This window comes from Caulobacter radicis, assembly GCF_003094615.1.
Taxonomy (GTDB): domain Bacteria; phylum Pseudomonadota; class Alphaproteobacteria; order Caulobacterales; family Caulobacteraceae; genus Caulobacter; species Caulobacter radicis.
Map to the genome: position 1 here is coordinate 254,452 of NZ_QDKO01000010.1, position 16,796 is coordinate 271,247.

Here is a 16,796-nt window from a genome sequence, read left to right on the forward strand (position 1 = left end):
CGACCCATGATCTTTGGCGGCCAACTATTGCTGTCGAAGGCGGCTTTGCCGGGAAAATTGGGTGGAAAGTCGATCGGCGAGGCGTGTTCGCGCTTCTTCGGCGGCTTCCGCGTCCTAAAGACCCCGTCAGGGCAGGAGCTTCGCGAGGGGCGAAGTTTCCACGCAAACCTATCCATGGGGGCATATTCTAGATGCTTGATCGCAAGTTGCTGCTGGCCTCGTCGGTGATCGCCGGCCTGGGGCTGGCGCCCGTCGGCGCGTGGGCCCAGGCCCAGACCCAGACCCAGACGAAGTCCGACAAGGCCGCGGCCTCGAACGCCGACGACGCCGTCGATGTCGAGGCCATCGTCGTCACCGGCTCGCGCATCAAGCGCAACGCCTACAACAGCGCCTCGCCGATCCAGGTGATCACTTCGGAACAGAGTGAACTGGAGGGCCTGGTCAACACCACCGAGATCATCCAGAGCTCGTCGCTGGCCAGCGGCTCGTTCCAGGTGGCCGACGAACTGACCGGCTACAACGTCACCGGCGGTCCGGGCGTCAACACCATCTCGCTGCGCGGCCTGGGGGCCAACCGCACCCTGGTGCTGCTGAACGGCCGTCGCCTGACGCCGTCGGGCGTGCGCGGCACGGTCGGCCCGGTCGACCTGAACACCATCCCCAACGCCATGATCGACCGCGTCGAGATCCTCAAGGACGGCGCCTCGTCGATCTACGGCTCGGACGCCGTCGCCGGCGTCGTCAACTACATCACCAAGACCGACTATGACGGCGGCCGCGTGCGGGTCTACGGCAATGCGCCGTTCGCCAAGGGCGGCGGCGGCCAGGAGTATTCGGCCGAAGCCTCGTGGGGCAAGACCTTCGAGCGCGGCTATCTCAGCGCCTCGGCCAGCTACTACAAGCAGAACGCCCTGCGCCGCGGCGACCGCGACTACACCAGCTGCTCGGCCGACAACTACTACAGCACCACCACCGGCGCCCGCGTCGACCTGACCGATCCGGCCACCGGCGACTACAAGTGCTTCAACCAGATCAACAACGTCGCCTACACCAGCGGCTACGGCGGCTACTTCCAGTACATGGTCCCGGGCACGAGCTATTCGTACACCGGCAACACCGCGCCGAACTTCGTGGCCAGCAACGCCGCCTTCGCCAACCTGGCCCGCGTGGCGCGCGCCAACTATCCGGAGACCTACCGGGTCGCCAACTACGACTCGTCGGTCTGGCAGCGGGCCACGGTCATCAGCCCGGTCGAGCGCGCCAGCTTCTACGTCACCGGCGGCTATGACCTGGGCGCGGGCGTCGAGGCCTATGGCGAGCTGCTCTACAACCGCCGCAACTCCGAACAGAACGGCGCCCGCCAGCTGTTCCCGACCGTCAGCACCACCAACCCGAACAACATCTTCGGCGCGGCCGGCGGCACGGCCTATCCGGTCATCGCGGTGGCCTACGACTCGATCCAGAAGGTCGACTACTATCGGGGCCTGGGCGGCCTGCGCGGCGACTTCAAGTTCCTGGAAGGCTCCAAGCTGGGCTTCCTGAGGGGCTGGGACTGGGACGTCTACGGCCAGTACGGCAAGTCGGACGGGACCTATTCGGTCAGCTCGATCAACAGCGACGCCATCGCCGCCACCACCTCGGCCGGTTCGTACTGCAACCAGTCGCTGGTGACGATCTCGGGCGGCGACTGCTCGACCCTGCCCAACGGCATCCCGTGGTTCAGCTCGCGCGTCATGGCCGGCCAGTTCACCGACGCCGAAAAGGCCTTCCTGTTCGGCGTCGACGTCGGCCACACCACCTACGAGCAGTCGCTGGTCGAGGCCAGCTTCTCGGGCGAGCTGTTCAGCCTGCCGGCCGGCAAGGTCGGGGCCGCCTTCGGCTTCACCTGGCGCCATGACGACTTCGACGACAGCCCGGGCACGGCGTCGCTGACCAACAACAACTGGAACCTGACCCGCGCCGGCCACACCTTCGGCACGGACACCACGACCGAGGCCTTCGCCGAGATCGACGTGCCGGTGCTCAAGGACCTGTTCCTGGTCAAGAGCCTGGACCTGCAGGTCTCGGGCCGCCACACCGAGGTCGACAGCTACGGCGACAGCGACACCTACAAGATCGGCCTGAACTGGCAGATCACCCCGACCTGGCGCCTGCGCATGAGCGACGGCACCTCGTTCCGCGCCCCGTCGCTGTACGAGCTCTACCTCGCCGACCAGACCGGCTACAGCGTCGCCGACCCCTGCATCCTCTACGGCAGCAGCGGCGCCAGCCAGACCATCGTCACCAACTGCGCCGCCCAGGGCGTGTCGGCCACCCAGGCCAGCTACTCCACCCTGGTCACGGCCGGCGGCGGCAAGGGCATCCTGAAGGCCGAGACCTCGGAGTCGAAGACCATCGGCGTGGTGTTCACCCCGAGCTTCATCAACCTGAAGGTCGCGGTCGACTACGCCGACATCGACATCAGCAACGAGATCACCCAGTTCGGCGCCGCCAAGATCGCCTCGCGCTGCTACGAGTCGGTGGGTCTCTCCAGCCCGTTCTGCCAGCTGGTGACGCGGGACCCGACCACGCACCTGCTGACCCTGGTCAAGAACGACTACGTCAACGTCGCTTCGCAGAAGAGCCGCGCGATCGACCTGACGACCGACTACCGCCACGACTTCGACAACGGCGGGCAGCTCTATTTCAACAGCCAGTTCAGCTGGCAGCTGCAGGACACCTCGAACCTGTTCGGCGAGACCGAGGAGGACGACTACAACGGCACGACCTACATCTACGACGGCCCGGACTTCTCGGGTAAGGCCAGCCTGTCGTACCGCAAGGGGCCGTGGACCTACACCTGGTCGTCGACCATCACGGGCAAGGCCTCGGACGCCGAGATCCTGGGCGACACCGTGGGCAGCGCCAAGTACGCCACCTCCACGAGCTACGACTACGTGGTCGGCTCGACGTACTACAAGTACGTCCACGTGAAGTACCACACCGAGTTCATGGCCTATCACAACGTCTCGGCCCGCAAGGTGATCGACGACAAGACGACCATGACCTTCGGCGTGCAGAACCTGTTCGACGAGGCCCCGCCCTCGATCTCGAGCAGCTATCGCGTCGGCAACTCGGAAATCTGGGGCTATGAGCTGCGGGGCCGTCGCGGTTTCCTCAGCATCGAGCGCAGCTGGTAAGCGGCGTCCAAGCCTGAAAGCCGGAAAGGCCGTCGCCCTCGCGGGCGGCGGCCTTTTCTTTGGATCCTCTCCCGCGAAGCGGGGGAGGTGGCGCGGCGCGGATACGCGCCGTGACGGAGGGGGCGAGGGAAGGGGCGCAGTACGCGCGGCCGCCCCCTCCACCGCTTCGCGGTCCCCCTCCCCCGTTGCACGGGGGAGGAGCTTGCCGCCGCCCACGAAAAAGGCCGCCGACCCGGAGGTCGGCGGCCCGTTTCAAATCCCGAAGGATGCGAAGAACTAGTCTTCCTTCACGCGCTTCTTGCGGAAGGAGGGGTTCAGCGTCTGCTTGCGCAGGCGGATGTTCTTCGGGGTCACTTCGACCAGCTCGTCTTCCTCGATGTAGGCGATGGCCTGCTCGAGGGTCATCTTGCGCGGCGGGGTCAGGCGGATCGACTCGTCCTTGCCCGAGGCGCGGACGTTGGTCAGCTGCTTGGCCTTCATCGGGTTGACGTCCATGTCATCCTGGCGGCTGTTCTCGCCGATGATCATGCCCTGATAGGTCTTCTCGCCGGCGCCGACGAACATCGTGCCGCGCTCTTCCAGGTTCCACAGCGCGTAGGCGGCGGTTTCACCATCCGAGTTCGAGATCAGCACGCCCTTGCGCTGTTGGTCGATGGCGCCCTTGTAGGCTTCGTAGTGGCTGAACACGCGGTTCAGCACGCCCGAACCGCGCGTGTCGGTCAGGAACTCGCCCTGGTAGCCGATCAGCGAGCGCGACGGAGCGGTCAGCTGGATGCGGGTCTTGCCCGCGCCCGACGGACCCATGTCGCGCAGTTCGGCCTTACGCAGCGACAGCTTCTCGATGACGATGCCCGAGAACTCGTCGTCGACGTCGATCATGACGTCTTCCATCGGCTCCAGGCGCTTGCCGGTTTCCGGATCGGCCTGGAACACGACGCGCGGACGCGAGATCGAGACCTCGAAGCCTTCGCGGCGCATGTTCTCGATCAGGACGCCCAGTTGCAGTTCGCCGCGGCCCGACACTTCATAGGCGTCGCCTTCGGTGCTCTCGGTCACCCGGATGGCGACGTTGCTCTCGGCTTCCTTCAGCAGGCGGTCGCGGATGACGCGCGACTGGACCTTGTCGCCTTCGCGGCCGGCCAGCGGGCTGTCGTTGACCGAGACGGTCATCGAGATGGTCGGCGGGTCGATCGGCTGGGCCGGCAGGGCCTCGGTCACTTCCATGGCGCACAGGGTGTCGGCCACGGTCGCCTTGGACATGCCCGCGATGGCGACGATGTCACCGGCTTCGGCGCCCTCGTCGATCGGCTGGCGCTTCAGGCCGCGGAAGGCCAGCACCTTGGTGATGCGGCCGCGCTCGATTTCCTTGCCGTTGCGGTCCAGGGCGTGGATGGCCATGCCGGGGACGGCGCGGCCGCTCTCGATGCGGCCGGTCAGCAGGCGGCCCAGGAACGGGTCGCTTTCGATCAGCACGTTCAGGATCTGGAACGGCTCGTCCTTCTTGGCGATCTGCTTGGGTTCCGGCACGTGGCGGACGATCAGGTCGAACAGCGGGGCGAGGTTGTCGCTGGGCACGTTCATGTCCAGCGTGGCCCAGCCCGAACGGCCCGAAGCGTAGATGTGCGGGAAGTCCAGCTGCTCGTCCGTGGCGCCGATGGCGGCGAACAGGTCGAAGGCGGCGTTGTGGACGCGGTCCGGATCGGCGTGGGCGCGGTCGACCTTATTGATGCAGAGGATCGGGCGCAGGCCCATCTTCAGCGCCTTGGTCAGCACGAACTTGGTCTGCGGCATGACGCCTTCCTCGGCGTCGATCAGCAGGACGCAGCCGTCCACCATGCCCAGGATCCGCTCCACCTCGCCGCCGAAGTCGGCGTGTCCGGGGGTGTCGATGATGTTGATGCGGGTTTCGCCCGCTTCACCGTTCCACAGGACGCTGGTGCACTTGGCCAGGATGGTGATGCCGCGTTCGCGCTCCTGGTCGTTGGAGTCCATGGCGCGTTCGGTCGTCGCCTCGTTGGCGCGGAACACGCCCGACTGGGCCAGCAGCTGGTCGACGAGGGTGGTCTTGCCATGATCGACGTGCGCGATGATGGCGATATTTCGCATGGACATGGGAGGACGGCGGGCTTTCGGAGAAAATCGGATGAGACGCTGCGCGCGTCAGGCGCGCGGCTTTTACGCGACTGCGCTGCGTTTATCCACCCCGTGCGTAAGGCGCCTTATGTCGCGGTTACCGGTGTCATCTCGCAAACCCTTATTCCTACCGGGTTTGAGGTGGTTTCTGGCGGTTGTCGTTTCTTGGGCAACTAATGCTGCGGCGCAGCAATGCCTATTTTATGGTCAAGCTTGAAGATCGGCGTTCTCCGATCCTTGCTGTGCAAAGGGTTGCTTCATGTTGATGCAGAAAATTCGACAACGTTGTCCAACTTTCCGCTTGCTCGATTTCGCAGCGCACCCTATAAGCAAGGGGTGAGGCGGCGCTGCCGCCTCTGCCCTTCCTGGGCGTTTCCTCCCTAATGAACTAGCCCGGCCTTACCGCCGGGCTTTTTTTTGGCCCGAGCCCGGGCGGCCGCGAGTTTGCAGGCCTTTGCGGCGGTTTGCGGGCGTATTGGGGCGCTCGGCCCGCCTTATCCCCTACTTCAGCGCCGCCCAGTCCGTCTTCGTCAGCAGGGCTGTCAGCTGCTCCACGTGCGCGGTCAGCGTCGAGAGGCCCTCGGTCGGCTCGCGGGTCGTCTCGTTCATGTAGAGGGCGCGGTTGATCTCGACCTGCAGCGCGTGGGTGCGGCGGGCGGGGCGGCCGTAGTGTTCGGTGGTGTAGCCGCCGGCATAGGGGCTGTTGCGGGCCACGCGATAGCCCATGCCCTCCAGCGCCTCCTCGACCAACCTGGTCAGGCCCGGGGCGCAGGCCGCGCCGAAGCGGTCGCCCAGCACGATGTCGCAGGGACCGCCGACCCTGGCCCGCGTGCCGCGCGTGGCCGCCGCCGGCATCGAGTGCCAGTCGATCAGCACGGCCAGGCCGTGGGCGGCCCGGGCCTGGGCCAGCAGGCGGTCGAGCATGTCGTGATAGGGGCGGTGGCCGTACTCGACCCGGGCCTTGGCCTCCTCGAAGGTCAGCTTGCGCACGTAGATCGGCCGGCCGTCGGCGACGCGGGCGATGGCCCCCAGGCCGGCGGCGACGCGGGCGGTGCGGCCGCGGGCGAACTCCGGCAGGGCGTTGTCCTCGAACATCGCCGGATCCAGCTCCCAGGGATCGCGGTTGAGGTCGATGTAGGACCGGGCCAGGCGCGAACGGATCGTCGCCGCGCCCAGCATCGGGGCGCCGGCGATCAGCCGGTCGACGAAGGCGTCCTCCGAGCCCTTCAGCACCGCCTCGGGCAGGCGGGAAACGGCCATCATCTCCGGCGGGTACAGCGCCCCCGAATGGGGCGAGGCGAACACCAGGGGGGTCGGCGGCGGCGAGCCCTCCGGCGCGGCCCGCACGGCCTCGAACGCCGCCTCGCGGCCGGGCGCGGCTCCGGCGCTGCTCGAGGCGGAGGCCGTCGTCGGCGTGATCGGGTCCCATGCGTTCATGCGTCACATAGTCGAGGGCGCCGGGCTTGCGGTCAAATGGCCTCGCGCCCTGTCGTATCTGTGGACGGTCCGCGCCGGTTCACCGGCGATTTACCGTCCTGGACATAAGATTCGGCCTTCCAGAGACGAGCTCCAACGGAAACGTAAGCGACATGGCCCGCATCCTCCTCGCCGAAGACGACGACTCGCTGCGGGGCTTTCTCGCCCGGGCGTTGGAACGGGCCGGCTTCGAAGTCACCGCCTGCGCCGACGGCGAAGAGGCCGTCAGCCACCTCGAGCATCCGTGGGACCTGCTGCTGACCGACATCGTCATGCCCGGCATGGACGGCATCGAGGTCGCCCGCCAGGCGGCCGCCCGCGACCCCTCCCTGCGCATCATGTTCATCACCGGCTTCGCCGCCGTCGCCCTTTCGGCCCAGGACCGCGCGCCGGCCGGCGCCAAGGTGCTGTCCAAGCCCGTCCACCTGCGCGACCTCGTCTCCGAGGTCGAAAAGATGATGGCGGCGTAAGGGCTCCACAGGTTCGAGAAAAACTTCTCGGAAAAGTTTGCGAGGCGGCTTGCGCCCCGGCCAAGCCGCCGCTATACCCCCACACCTTCCCGGCCGGGACGCCTTCACCAAGGCGCTTCGGATCGCTTCGGCGGACGCGTAGCTCAGCGGGAGAGCACTACGTTGACATCGTAGGGGTCACAGGTTCAATCCCTGTCGCGTCCACCATTCCCTTTCTTCAATGAAATCAATGACTTAGCGCAAGTAATCGCGCTTAACTTGTCTGTGGTTATCTGCGGCGCCCCCCAGAATGCCCCCCAGAAATCCATCATTTGCGGACGAAATTCAGCGCTCAAGTCTGACGTGGCCACTCTTCGTAAGCTGCGCGAACAGACAGGCGCTGCTTCGACAGTTGGGTCGGTTGAGATCGTCGCTCAGTTCGGCGACGCGCTAGGATCCGCTACGACGCATCTGGTTGCCGTGGACAAGGCCGGTGGTCGCCGGTTTGAATGCCGTCCATGGACATGGAAGCGGAAGCGGATGATTTGCTGGCGCGGATCCGACTGGTCCGTGAGGATCTCGCTGCGGGCCGGCTGACGCCCAGGCAGGTGCGGCTCTATGCAAGGCTCGGCCGCGAGGTGGAGCGTATTACGCGCTGCATGGATCTAGCGCCTGACTGTGAGGCGGCCGAAGCGCTCTGGGCGCAGGGCGCAAACCTCATCCGGTCGTTCCTGGACGAGCATTTCCCAACGCCGACACGGCACTGATCGCGGAAGTTCAGTTTTCGGACCGGGCCTGAGCAAGGAGGAACCGGTAGCCGACTTCGGTCATCCACCTCGCCCGGCGCAGATGGCTTTCCCAGCAGCGTCGAGCGCCGTCGGGATCAACACGGGCATCGCGATCGAGCACCAATCTGGCGACCTCTCGCCACTCCGCGCCGTCGCGATCAGCGTCCAGAAGGCGCAGATAGACCGCAAGATGATCCTGGTCGTACGTGGTCAAGGTCTCCGACCAGACGACCTCGTCGGCGATGTCGGGCTCGAGTTCCAAGAAGCCTATCCGTGGTGGACCCGTCGGCCGGGCGCTCGCCAGACAAGCCCCTGGGCGTCGCCGATGCAAGCCGCGTGGTCGGCTCGACATAGGCTTCAGCCGCGTGGACACTTTGCTGGGGGGCCTGCTTGCGGGTCGCCATGGCGCAACAAGAGGAGCAACGCGGGGACTGGCGTGCGGCCGAAACCTATCGGCCGCTCCTGTCGGCCGACGCCTCGTCCTGGGCATGGGAGTTCGCTCGTCGCGGCGTCGCAGCCGGAAGTGACGAAGCCGCAGCCCCTCCAGATCTCTGCTTCGCGGGCGCTGCGGTCGGCGCTGCGGAAGGGCCGCTGGCCATTTGGCGCTTCGAAGCCGACCCGAGCATCCCCGCTTTCGAAGCGCGACCGGCCGACGCCGCGGATAGCGATGCGCTCGATGTGCGCGCCCTGGGCCTCACCGCCTTGGTGGTCACCAGCGACCTGGGCGATCAGCACGTCCTGATCGCCGACGGCGCGCGCCGGTTGCGCTTGGCCGTGACGCACGGTGATGTTCTGGCAGGCCCGGTCCTCTTGAGTTTCAAGCTGCCGTCGCGGGGCTTTGGCGCGGCATGCCTGCCCGCTGTTCGCGACTTGCTGGTTCTGCGTGACACCGGACGACTTCCACGGCCGCCCCGGAACGAATCTCAGCGGGAAAGGCGCTGGCTGCGAGCGCTCCAGGCACTGGACGCCCGCCGCGCAGGGGCCAGCCAGAGGCAGATCGCGACCCTGCTCTTTGGCGATAGCCGGGTGGCTCAGGACTGGAGCGGGGCGTCGGACTATATGCGGATGAGGGTCCAACGGCTCGTGCGTTCGGCTGAACAAATGGCGGCAGGTCGCTATCGCGCGGTGTTCGGACTGCGACCTCTAGGGAGCCGCCCAGGACGGCCGGTGGCGATCTGGCTGTCCGCCTAGCGGCGGTGCGGTCCTCCGGCGATGTCTGTGGATGGTTCGGGGCTGGGGTCCCAAGGCGCCCAAGATATGCTTGATACCGTCACACGCTGTGCCGGATTCCGGCACGCTTGGACGCACTGCTGGCGCGACCTCAGTTCATTCGCCGCCACCGAGGCGATTGATGCGGCTGCATGTCACGCTCCCAATTCCGATGCGTTCCGTGTTCGGGCTCAATCGCTGGTATGGCGAAGTACCGTGTGACCCATGCAGACGACGGCGTGACCGCTGCGCGCGTTCCTGCGCAAAGTCGGCTCGGCGACCCCCAAGCCGCCGCCTGGGAGTTTCTGCGGCGCAACCCCGCCTACCAAGCCGATGTCGCGAAGATCGAGGCGGGCGAGGCTGACGGCCTGCCCGATCATTGGGGCCTCACGCGAGCGGTGGATCCTGACCTGGAGACGCCGCCCGCCGGCGCGTGGCGCCTTGCGCCTATGACGACCGCTAGTCCTCGTCACGGGGAAAGAGCTTTGGAATATTCTCGGCGAGCCAGCGCTCGGTGCTCTGATCGCGCTTCTCCAGATGTTCCTCGAGGCAGTCGTACGGGCGCTTGAGAGCCTCGATCCAAATCGAAGAGGCGATGTTCGTCATTCGATCACCGACGCGATCGTTGAAACGCTTGAACGACGCCGCGCCGATCGAGGCGCCCTGATTTTCCATGCTGCGGACCGCGATTTCGGGCTCGCCGTAGATGACGGCGTAGATGATGGCCATGGGATCAGCGCCCGTGGCTTCGGCGAAACGCCAGATCCTCGCGAAGGAGAATTCGCCCTTTCCCGCTTCGAAGCTGTAGTAGGTCCGACGCGCCATCCCCATCGCGTTGGCTATCTTGGGAGCGCTCAGCCGCGTGACCTCCCGGACCAGCTTCAGGGTCCTGGAGATCATGGCTCTCTGCTGCTCCAACTCTGCCGCTGTACGGTCGTCCAAAACCCAATCCGAACAAGAGACGAAGTCTTCTCGACACCGCCGGACCAGACGAAAAGCGGCGCGACCGCCTCATCTTTCTGCAACCGTACGTATTTTGCGCGGGTCGGCCATAGATAATGCGACACGCTGCTCGGCCCGATCTCGCAACGCACAACCTGTACCTCTAGCTTGTCGCGGCTGTGCATGACCCCAGCACGAGGCGTGCGGCCAAACCGCTGGCGAGCGCCGCTTTGCCGCCCAATCGGTCGTCCGAGTGCAAGCTCGTCGCGTTGCGCGCGGCAGCTTCCTGTCGATTGCGCTCACCGTGGGCAAACTGGGCGAACCTGGTGTGAGTTCGTCCGTGCCGCCGTCTCGAGACTCCTTCGCTCTGGCGCTCAGCGCCCTTCGCAGCCGCCTGCGTCAAGCGATCGACGCTCCGGGCGCGGCGATACCGATCAACCTGATCGCCCAGGAGCTGCGCCTGTCGCCCACGCCGGTGAGAGAGGCGCTCTCGCGCTTGGCGGGAGAGGAGTTGGTCGAGAAGCAGGGGCACGCCTACACCCGCCCCATGCTCGATGGGGCTGCGCTGGCCGAGCTCTACAACTTGCGTTGGCTATACCTCGCCCGCGTTGGATCGAGTCCGGCCGCGAAGCCGGGCGTTGGCCGTTTCCCGCATCGACCACGCTTGGTGTTCTCGTCGCTGCTAGCGCAGAGACCTGGCGAAGCCCGCGACGTCGTCGACGCCATGATGCTCGATTGGATCCTGAAGGCTGACGACCTGATCCTTGCCCAGGCTTTCAGGCGCGCGAGCGAGCGCTTGGCGCCCCTGCAGTTTGCGGAGGCGGAACTGTTTGGAGATCCGACGACCGAAGCCTTCGACCTGGCGCGTCTCTACGATGTCGGGCCGCATGCCGAGCTGCGCCGCGCCTTGAGATCCTATCACCGGCGACGGATGGCCGCCGCCCCAGCCCTCGTACGGATCGCCGCCTCGAAATATCGGCCGGATATCGTTTGAATATCAAACGACGGGGGCGCTGGCTTGAGGAGCCGCGATCGGCGGCGAACTCGAAGACAGGAGTCCTGTCATGACCACCAACAAGTCCGGCGCGCCCCTGCGCCTCCTGCGTCTGGGTCGCGCCTTCAGCCTGACCAAGGCGCTCATCCAAGGCGGCGAGCGCGAGTCGTTCGTCACCCAGGACAAGTACCCGTAAGGGCCGCCTGCCTTGCCCGGATGGCGCTGGCGTCCGGGCAAGGCGCTCTTTCGCCAGGGGCGGAAGCCTTCACCGCCGCCCCGCTCCGCCGCCTGGCGTCCGTGAGCATGGCGGCGCCTTCGACAAGGAGCTTCCGATGCTCTTCTCATCTGGTCGTCATCGCCAGCGCCTGGTTCGCCTGGGCCTGGTTCACCTGGGTAAGGCGTCGGGCCTGACCCGCGCGGTCATGGATCTCGGCGACCGCGAACCGCTGGTCGCCATGCACTACTGGCCCTGAGCCTCGACCTTGCCCGCCAGGCCTTGCGTCGGCGGGCAAGGGATCTTCTGAACCGCGCTTCCCGGAGCTTTAAATGAAGCCCGTAAAATCGCCCGCCTCGCCCAGGGTGCTCGCCCTCTGTCGCGCGTCCCGCCTGACCCGCGCCACGGGGCCGGGTGTTGAGCCCGAGCCCTCCGTCTCAATGGACCGCTGGCCATGACGTTGGCAGCGACATCAACGGCTGAGTCGCATTGCTCTGGATCGAATGCGATTTGGCTAGCGTCGGACGTCCATGCCGTGGCGATCGACGCCGATATCGTCTTCCTAGACGCGCGCGCCGACAGCTACCTTTGCCTGGTGGGCACGGCTGACCGCATCGGCATCCGGGGCGACGGACGCATGACCGCCGGCGACGAAGACGCCCAAGCCCTGATGGCCGCCGGTCTGGCGAGCCGCGCGCATCGGGCCGCCGCGGCCGCGCTGCCCGCAAAGCCGAGCCGGGACCTGCCCTGGAACGGCCGCGCCATGAGCGGCCGCGAGATCGCCGCCGCGAGCGCGGCGATCGTCCACACCGCTCTGGCCTTTCGAACCCGCACCTTCCTGCAACTGCTCGGAGACGCGCGAACGCTCGGCGCAGGGCGCGAGCGCGCTTTGGCCTCCGAGCCGTTGCTCGACGCCGCCGCCGCCTTCGCCCGCGCCCGACCCTGGATGCCGATCGGCGGCGAGTGCCTTAAAAGAAGCTACCTGCTGCTGGCCTACTTGCGACGGCTGGGGCTGGATGCCGATTGGGTGATCGGCGTGCGCACTTGGCCGTTCCGCGCCCATTGCTGGCTCCAGTCGGGCGAGGTCGCTCTGGACGACGACGCCGAGCGGCTGGCCGCTTACACGCCGATCCTGCGTGTCTGATGGGCGACTACCTCGTCATGACCTGGCCGCCGGGCATGCCCAGCCTCGCCGCCGAGGCGATGCGGGGCCAGATCGAGGCCGATCGCGCCAGCGGCTGGCGCCTGGCCCATGCGGCGTTCTGCGTCGCTGTCTATGTCCGCGGCGCCCACCCGCCAATGGTCCGGATACTGGCAGACCGCGGCGGCGTGATCATCGGCGATGTCTTCGATCTTTCGGCCACGCGCCAGGGCAAGGTCGCCGACTTCGCGCTCGAGGGCTTGAGAGGGCTAGAACCGGACGAGGCCGCCCGACGCCTGTGCGGCCGAGCCTGGGGTCGCTACGTGGCGGTCCTGCGTGACCGTGACGCGTCGCCCACGGTGTTGCGCGATCCGACGGGCGCCCTGGAATGCCTGACCTGGACGCGCGAGGCGGTGACCATCGTGGCCTCGGACGTTCCGGCGACCGGCGCGGTCGCGCCCCAGGGCCTGGCGATCGACTGGGCCGCGGTGAGGGGCCTGATCGCTCGCCATGGCGTCGGCAGCCAGATCTGCCCGCTGGCCGGCGTCGAAGTCGTGGGACCTGGAGAGCTTCGCGATGGCCGTGGTGGACGCCGCGAGCGCCTGTGGAGCCCCGCTTGGTTCGCGCGCAGGACCCGCCGCGCCGATCCGGCCGAGCTGGCGGTGACGATCGACGCCGTCGTCGCGGCCTTGACCCGGGACCGGCGAGCGATCCTGGCCGAGATCTCCGGCGGCCTGGATTCGGCGATCGTGGCCACGAGCCTCGCGCGCTGCGGCGCGCCCGTCGCGGGGGCGATCAACTACTACTGGCCCCAGCCCGAAGGCGACGAGCGGATCTGGGCGCGCCAGATCGCCGAGGTCTGCGGCTTTTCCCTGACGGAGGTCCCTCGCGACATGCTGCGGCTCGACGCCGAGGTCCTGATGCGCCACGCCCATGGCCCAAGGCCGGGCTTCAACGCCCAGGATCCCGATCTCGACGCGGATCTGGCCGGTCGCGCCCAGGCGCTCGGCGCCGACGCTCTCTTCTCGGGCCAGGGCGGCGACGGCGTCTTCTACCAGATGGTCCCCGCCGCCCTGGCCAGCGACATCATGCTGGGACATGCCGTCGACGGCGGACGCATAGCGGCCCTGGCGACCCTGGCCCGCCGCGCGCGCGTGACGATCTTCGGGCTCTGCGCCGCCGCGCTCTCCAGGCGCGGCCGCGTCATGCCCGACGTCCCGCCGCCGCCCTATCTCGGCGGCCAGGGGCCAAGGCCCGGGCCCCACGCCTGGATCCGCGACGCGGGCCACATCTCGCCGGCCAAGCGCATCCAGGTCCGCGGCCTGGCCAACGCCCAGGCCGCGTTCGGCGACAGCCTGCGCGGACGAGCGGCGAGCCTCTGCTATCCCTTGATGAGCCAGCCGGTCATGGAACTGTGCTTTTCGATCTCCGCGCCGCTGCTGGCGATCGGGCCGGTCGACCGGCCCTTCGCCCGCGCCGCCTTCGCCGATCGATTGCCGCCTGCCAGCCTGGCGCGCCGCTCCAAGGGGGCGGTGACCAAGTATTTCGCCTGCAGCTTGACGGCCAGCCTGCCAGCCCTGCGGGACTTCCTGCTCGAGGGGCGGCTGGTGGCGAGGGGGCTGGTGGTTCGCGAGCGGCTCGAGGACCTGATGGATCCGGAGGCGATGATCTGGCGCGACAGCGTCGGGGAGATCTTCCTGGCCGGCTATCTCGAAGCCTGGGTCCGCGTCTGGGAGGCCAAGCTTGCCGGTCGCGCCGCGCCCGACCCCAGGCTGGTCTTCGGCGCCAGCTTGGAGGGGAGGTCGGTGGGCGCGACCGGCGCCTGAGACGAGCTACCGGGGAGGGACGCCCAGATGCTCGTCCAGGAACGTGAACACCCGGCCATAGAGGTCGGCGATGTTGGCGGGACCGACGACGCCATGGCCCTCGCCGTGATAGAGCAACGACACCGCGTCCTTGTTCTGGCGGAAGAGCGCCGAGAACATCCGGTCGATCTGGCCAGGATCGGCGTCGAGGTCGCCCATGATCATCATCACCGGCGCGGAGACCCTGTCGGCGGCCATCAGCGGACTGTTGCGCAGGTAGCGCTGGGGATCGACCCAGGGCGCGGCGCCCATCCGGCCCTGGCCGCCTTCCATGTAGCCGGCCCGTACCGACTGGACGAGGCCGGCGTCCGGCGCGATCGAGCTCAGCAGGCTGGTGCGGCTGTAGAAGCCGATCCAGTCGGCGGCGAAGGCCCCGGCGATCACCGCCTTGAAGCGCGGCGACTGGGTGGCCGCCATCAGCGCCGTCCAGCCGCCGTAACTGTGGCCCCAGATCGCCAGGCGCGCCGCATCGATCCTCGGTTCGGCCGCCGCGGCCGCATCGACGATGGCCAGGATGTCGTCGGCCAGCCCCTGCGCCGGCTCGCGGCGCTCGTCGACCGGCAGGCTGGTGACCAGCACCGCGTAGCCATGGCCGGCCAGGAGCTGGGCGTTGGAGTCGGCGCTGCTGGTCGGCAGGGCATGGTGGGGCGGCGGCGTCTCGTAGACCGCGCTAGGGTAGGGGATGACGATGAGCGGCGCGCGGGATCCCGCAGGCAGGGTCGGCGGCAGGTAGAGCCAGCTTTTCAGGGCGCGGCCGCCTGGACCGGCGTGGGCGATCGCCCGCGGGACGGCCGGGTCGACGCGGGCCAGCTCGGGGTTGACGGTGGCCAGGATCCGGCGCGGCTTGCCGGTCCGCTCAAGGGCGACGGTGTCGACGCCATGGTCGTCGCGCGCCACGGTGACGGCCGCGCCGCCGGCGGACGCCGCCGCAAGGCGGGCCGAGCTCGGGACCGGCGGGGCGACGGCGCGGAGGCCTCCGGCCTTCAGTACAGCGGGCGCGGTCCCGCCGGACCGGACCTGCGCGATCATCAGCGCTTCCGGGGACGGGCGGTTGTTGAGGCTCAGGCGCTCGGACCACGCCGCGCCCGCGCCCCTGGCCCGGCGTCCTGCCCCGAGGGGGCGCGAGCGTCCGGCCGCGTCGATGGAAAAGAGCTGCTCGCCGACGGCGACGACCAGCGCCTTGGGGGACACCGCTTCCAGGCTGCGGGGGCCCGGCGGCAGGCCGCCGGTGAGATTGACCGGACCCTTGGCGTCGAGCGCGAACCAGTCGGCGTCGGCCTGCGCTGGGGCGCTGGCCTGGCGGCCGAGGATCAGCGGACGCGCGCCCATCCAGTCGCCGAGCGGGGCCAGCACGCCGGGCGCGGTCCGGCCGGGGGCGGACAAGACGCCGGCGGTGTCCAGCGGCGCGGCGGCGCGGCCGCGCGGGTCGATCCGCCAGTAGCGCGCCGCCTCCCAGCCTGCGCCGTCCTGGCGGGCATAGGCCAGGAGCGAGCGGCCGTCCGGCGACCAGCCCATCAGGTAGGGGGCAACGTCGCAGTCTACGCAGGACGACCAGGACTCGCCGCTGGCCAGGTCGACGATGACCAGGCGATGTCGGCGGAAGGTCGTCGAGGTCGACAGCGGCGCGGCGGGGTCGAGCGCCAAGGGCTCGCCGTTGGCGAAGAGCGCGGCGTGGGCGCCGCCTGGCGCGATCTCCAGATCCAGGAAATCGCCCTCGACCAGGACGCGGGTCGCGCCGCTGGCCGCGTCGACCAAGACCAGCCGCGTGGCCTTGCTGGTCGGATTGGAGGCCAGATACCGGCCGCTGCCGCTCGCCGTCACCGAGACGCGGCCCTCGTTGGCGGCCCGCCACGCCTTGATCCAGCGCTCCTCGACCTGCCAGCCGTGGATCCCGCTCATGATCGGCGCGTCCGGATCCTGGGCGATGACCAGCAGGCTCTCCTCCGAGCGCCATTGCACGGCCCGGCCGATCTGGTCGGCGACGGGATAGAGCCCGCTCCACACCGTCTCGCCGGTCGCCAGGGTCAGCACCCCGACCTCCAGGGTGCGGCCGCGCGCCCGGGTCACGGCCATCTTGGCCCCGGACGGCGAATAGGGACCCGGCGTGTAGCCCCAGTCCTCGGCCCCGCCGACCCTGGATGGGTAGATCCTGGGCGGGCCGTCGCCGGCGAGGTCGAAGACCCGTAGCTGGCTGATGGTCTTGAGGGAGGTTTCCTCGAGGTCCCAGCGCGGCGCGGACCGGTAGGGCCCGGTGACCGGCGCCACGATCCAGCGCTGGGAGGGATCGATGCTGATCCGGCCGAGAACCTGGCGGTCCAGGTAGCGCTCGACGGTGAAGGGGTCGGCCTTGGCTGCGCCGGCGCCCATCAGGGCGCAGGCGAGCAGGCGCGGCGCGAGGCGGCGCAT

15 protein-coding genes, 1 tRNA gene and 1 pseudogene are annotated in these 16,796 nt (G+C 68.3%); 11 read left to right on the forward strand and 6 right to left on the reverse strand.

Annotated elements, in window-relative coordinates:
- Positions 1–191 precede the first annotated feature (191 nt).
- Positions 192–3,179, forward strand: a complete 2,988-nt coding sequence (locus DDF62_RS06900) for a TonB-dependent receptor plug domain-containing protein (RefSeq protein WP_116488435.1) — start codon at positions 192–194, stop codon at positions 3,177–3,179.
- Between the two features lie 63 nt (positions 3,180–3,242).
- Here the strand turns inward: DDF62_RS06900 and DDF62_RS26595 are convergent.
- From DDF62_RS26595 to DDF62_RS06910, 3 genes and pseudogenes are all read right to left on the reverse strand, one after another.
- Positions 3,243–3,395 (reverse strand): annotated as a pseudogene (locus DDF62_RS26595) (hypothetical protein); the annotation flags it as partial.
- Positions 3,396–3,455: 60 nt separating this feature from the next.
- Entirely contained in the window at positions 3,456–5,291 is a 1,836-nt protein-coding gene (gene typA, locus DDF62_RS06905; protein WP_116488436.1) for a translational GTPase TypA, read from the reverse strand.
- 522 nt (positions 5,292–5,813) lie between these two features.
- Positions 5,814–6,749, reverse strand: a complete 936-nt coding sequence (locus DDF62_RS06910) for an N-formylglutamate amidohydrolase (protein WP_116488437.1) — start codon at positions 6,747–6,749, stop codon at positions 5,814–5,816.
- A 152-nt stretch (positions 6,750–6,901) separates the two neighbouring features.
- Here DDF62_RS06910 and cpdR point away from each other — a divergent pair, with 152 nt between their 5' ends.
- The 3 genes from cpdR (at position 6,902) to DDF62_RS06925 (ending at position 8,004) form a co-directional block, all read left to right on the forward strand.
- Positions 6,902–7,258 (forward strand): cell cycle two-component system response regulator CpdR, encoded by a 357-nt coding sequence (gene cpdR / locus DDF62_RS06915; RefSeq protein WP_116488438.1) that lies wholly within the window; start codon positions 6,902–6,904, stop codon positions 7,256–7,258.
- A 132-nt stretch (positions 7,259–7,390) separates the two neighbouring features.
- Positions 7,391–7,465: transfer RNA gene (locus tag DDF62_RS06920), tRNA-Val, on the forward strand.
- A 290-nt stretch (positions 7,466–7,755) separates the two neighbouring features.
- Positions 7,756–8,004 (forward strand): hypothetical protein, encoded by a 249-nt coding sequence (locus tag DDF62_RS06925; RefSeq protein ID WP_133244896.1) that lies wholly within the window; start codon positions 7,756–7,758, stop codon positions 8,002–8,004.
- A 10-nt stretch (positions 8,005–8,014) separates the two neighbouring features.
- Here the strand turns inward: DDF62_RS06925 and DDF62_RS06930 are convergent, their stop codons facing one another.
- On the reverse strand, positions 8,015–8,287 hold the full coding sequence (locus DDF62_RS06930) for a DNA -binding domain-containing protein (RefSeq protein WP_244286732.1): 273 nt from the start codon (positions 8,285–8,287) through the stop codon (positions 8,015–8,017).
- 128 nt (positions 8,288–8,415) lie between these two features.
- Between DDF62_RS06930 and DDF62_RS06935 the strand changes: the two genes are divergently transcribed.
- Together DDF62_RS06935 and DDF62_RS26600 are read left to right on the forward strand one after the other, a co-directional pair.
- Positions 8,416–9,216, forward strand: a complete 801-nt coding sequence (locus DDF62_RS06935) for a DNA -binding domain-containing protein (protein WP_133244897.1) — start codon at positions 8,416–8,418, stop codon at positions 9,214–9,216.
- A 221-nt stretch (positions 9,217–9,437) separates the two neighbouring features.
- Positions 9,438–9,803, forward strand: a complete 366-nt coding sequence (locus DDF62_RS26600) for a transcriptional regulator domain-containing protein (RefSeq protein WP_425267025.1) — start codon at positions 9,438–9,440, stop codon at positions 9,801–9,803.
- On the opposite strand, the gene DDF62_RS06945 is transcribed toward DDF62_RS26600, so the two are convergent.
- On the reverse strand, positions 9,694–10,134 hold the full coding sequence (locus DDF62_RS06945; RefSeq protein ID WP_116488443.1) for a helix-turn-helix domain-containing protein: 441 nt from the start codon (positions 10,132–10,134) through the stop codon (positions 9,694–9,696). The genes DDF62_RS26600 and DDF62_RS06945 overlap by 110 nt on opposite strands.
- Before the next feature lie 295 nt (positions 10,135–10,429).
- On the opposite strand from DDF62_RS06945, the gene DDF62_RS06950 reads away from it, so the two are divergent.
- The 5 genes from DDF62_RS06950 (at position 10,430) to DDF62_RS06960 (ending at position 14,351) form a co-directional block, all read left to right on the forward strand.
- Entirely contained in the window at positions 10,430–11,170 is a 741-nt protein-coding gene (locus tag DDF62_RS06950) for a GntR family transcriptional regulator (RefSeq protein ID WP_244286733.1), read from the forward strand.
- 70 nt (positions 11,171–11,240) lie between these two features.
- Positions 11,241–11,366 (forward strand): hypothetical protein, encoded by a 126-nt coding sequence (locus DDF62_RS26460; RefSeq protein ID WP_279629657.1) that lies wholly within the window; start codon positions 11,241–11,243, stop codon positions 11,364–11,366.
- 136 nt (positions 11,367–11,502) lie between these two features.
- The gene (locus DDF62_RS25550; protein WP_165832189.1) at positions 11,503–11,643 is read left to right on the forward strand and encodes a hypothetical protein; all 141 of its coding nucleotides are present in this window, start codon (positions 11,503–11,505) and stop codon (positions 11,641–11,643) included.
- Between the two features lie 276 nt (positions 11,644–11,919).
- Complete coding sequence (locus DDF62_RS06955) at positions 11,920–12,528, forward strand: lasso peptide biosynthesis B2 protein (RefSeq protein WP_244286734.1); 609 nt, start codon at positions 11,920–11,922, stop codon at positions 12,526–12,528.
- Positions 12,528–14,351 carry an asparagine synthase-related protein gene (locus DDF62_RS06960; protein ID WP_244286735.1) on the forward strand — a complete coding sequence of 608 codons (1,824 nt, stop codon included), beginning with the start codon at positions 12,528–12,530 and terminating at the stop codon, positions 14,349–14,351. The genes DDF62_RS06955 and DDF62_RS06960 overlap by 1 nt, the downstream gene beginning before the upstream one ends.
- A gap of 6 nt (positions 14,352–14,357) precedes the next feature.
- Here the strand turns inward: DDF62_RS06960 and DDF62_RS06965 are convergent, their stop codons facing one another.
- On the reverse strand, positions 14,358–16,796 hold the full coding sequence (locus tag DDF62_RS06965; RefSeq protein ID WP_116488445.1) for an alpha/beta hydrolase family protein: 2,439 nt from the start codon (positions 16,794–16,796) through the stop codon (positions 14,358–14,360).

Bases quoted from the DNA above. Each gene is read 5' to 3' on its own strand.
- DDF62_RS06925 (WP_133244896.1), top strand. From the start codon at position 7,756: ATGGACATGGAAGCGGAAGCGGATGATTTGCTGGCGCGGATCCGACTG.
- DDF62_RS06945 (WP_116488443.1), bottom strand. From the start codon at position 10,134: ATGATCTCCAGGACCCTGAAGCTGGTCCGGGAGGTCACGCGGCTGAGC.
- DDF62_RS06965 (WP_116488445.1), bottom strand. From the start codon at position 16,796: ATGCGCCGCCTCGCGCCGCGCCTGCTCGCCTGCGCCCTGATGGGCGCC.
- DDF62_RS26460 (WP_279629657.1), top strand. From the start codon at position 11,241: ATGACCACCAACAAGTCCGGCGCGCCCCTGCGCCTCCTGCGTCTGGGT.
- DDF62_RS06960 (WP_244286735.1), top strand. From the start codon at position 12,528: ATGGGCGACTACCTCGTCATGACCTGGCCGCCGGGCATGCCCAGCCTC.
- typA (WP_116488436.1), bottom strand. From the start codon at position 5,291: ATGTCCATGCGAAATATCGCCATCATCGCGCACGTCGATCATGGCAAG.
- DDF62_RS25550 (WP_165832189.1), top strand. From the start codon at position 11,503: ATGCTCTTCTCATCTGGTCGTCATCGCCAGCGCCTGGTTCGCCTGGGC.
- cpdR (WP_116488438.1), top strand. From the start codon at position 6,902: ATGGCCCGCATCCTCCTCGCCGAAGACGACGACTCGCTGCGGGGCTTT.
- DDF62_RS06910 (WP_116488437.1), bottom strand. From the start codon at position 6,749: ATGAACGCATGGGACCCGATCACGCCGACGACGGCCTCCGCCTCGAGC.
- DDF62_RS06900 (WP_116488435.1), top strand. From the start codon at position 192: ATGCTTGATCGCAAGTTGCTGCTGGCCTCGTCGGTGATCGCCGGCCTG.
- DDF62_RS26600 (WP_425267025.1), top strand. From the start codon at position 9,438: ATGGCGAAGTACCGTGTGACCCATGCAGACGACGGCGTGACCGCTGCG.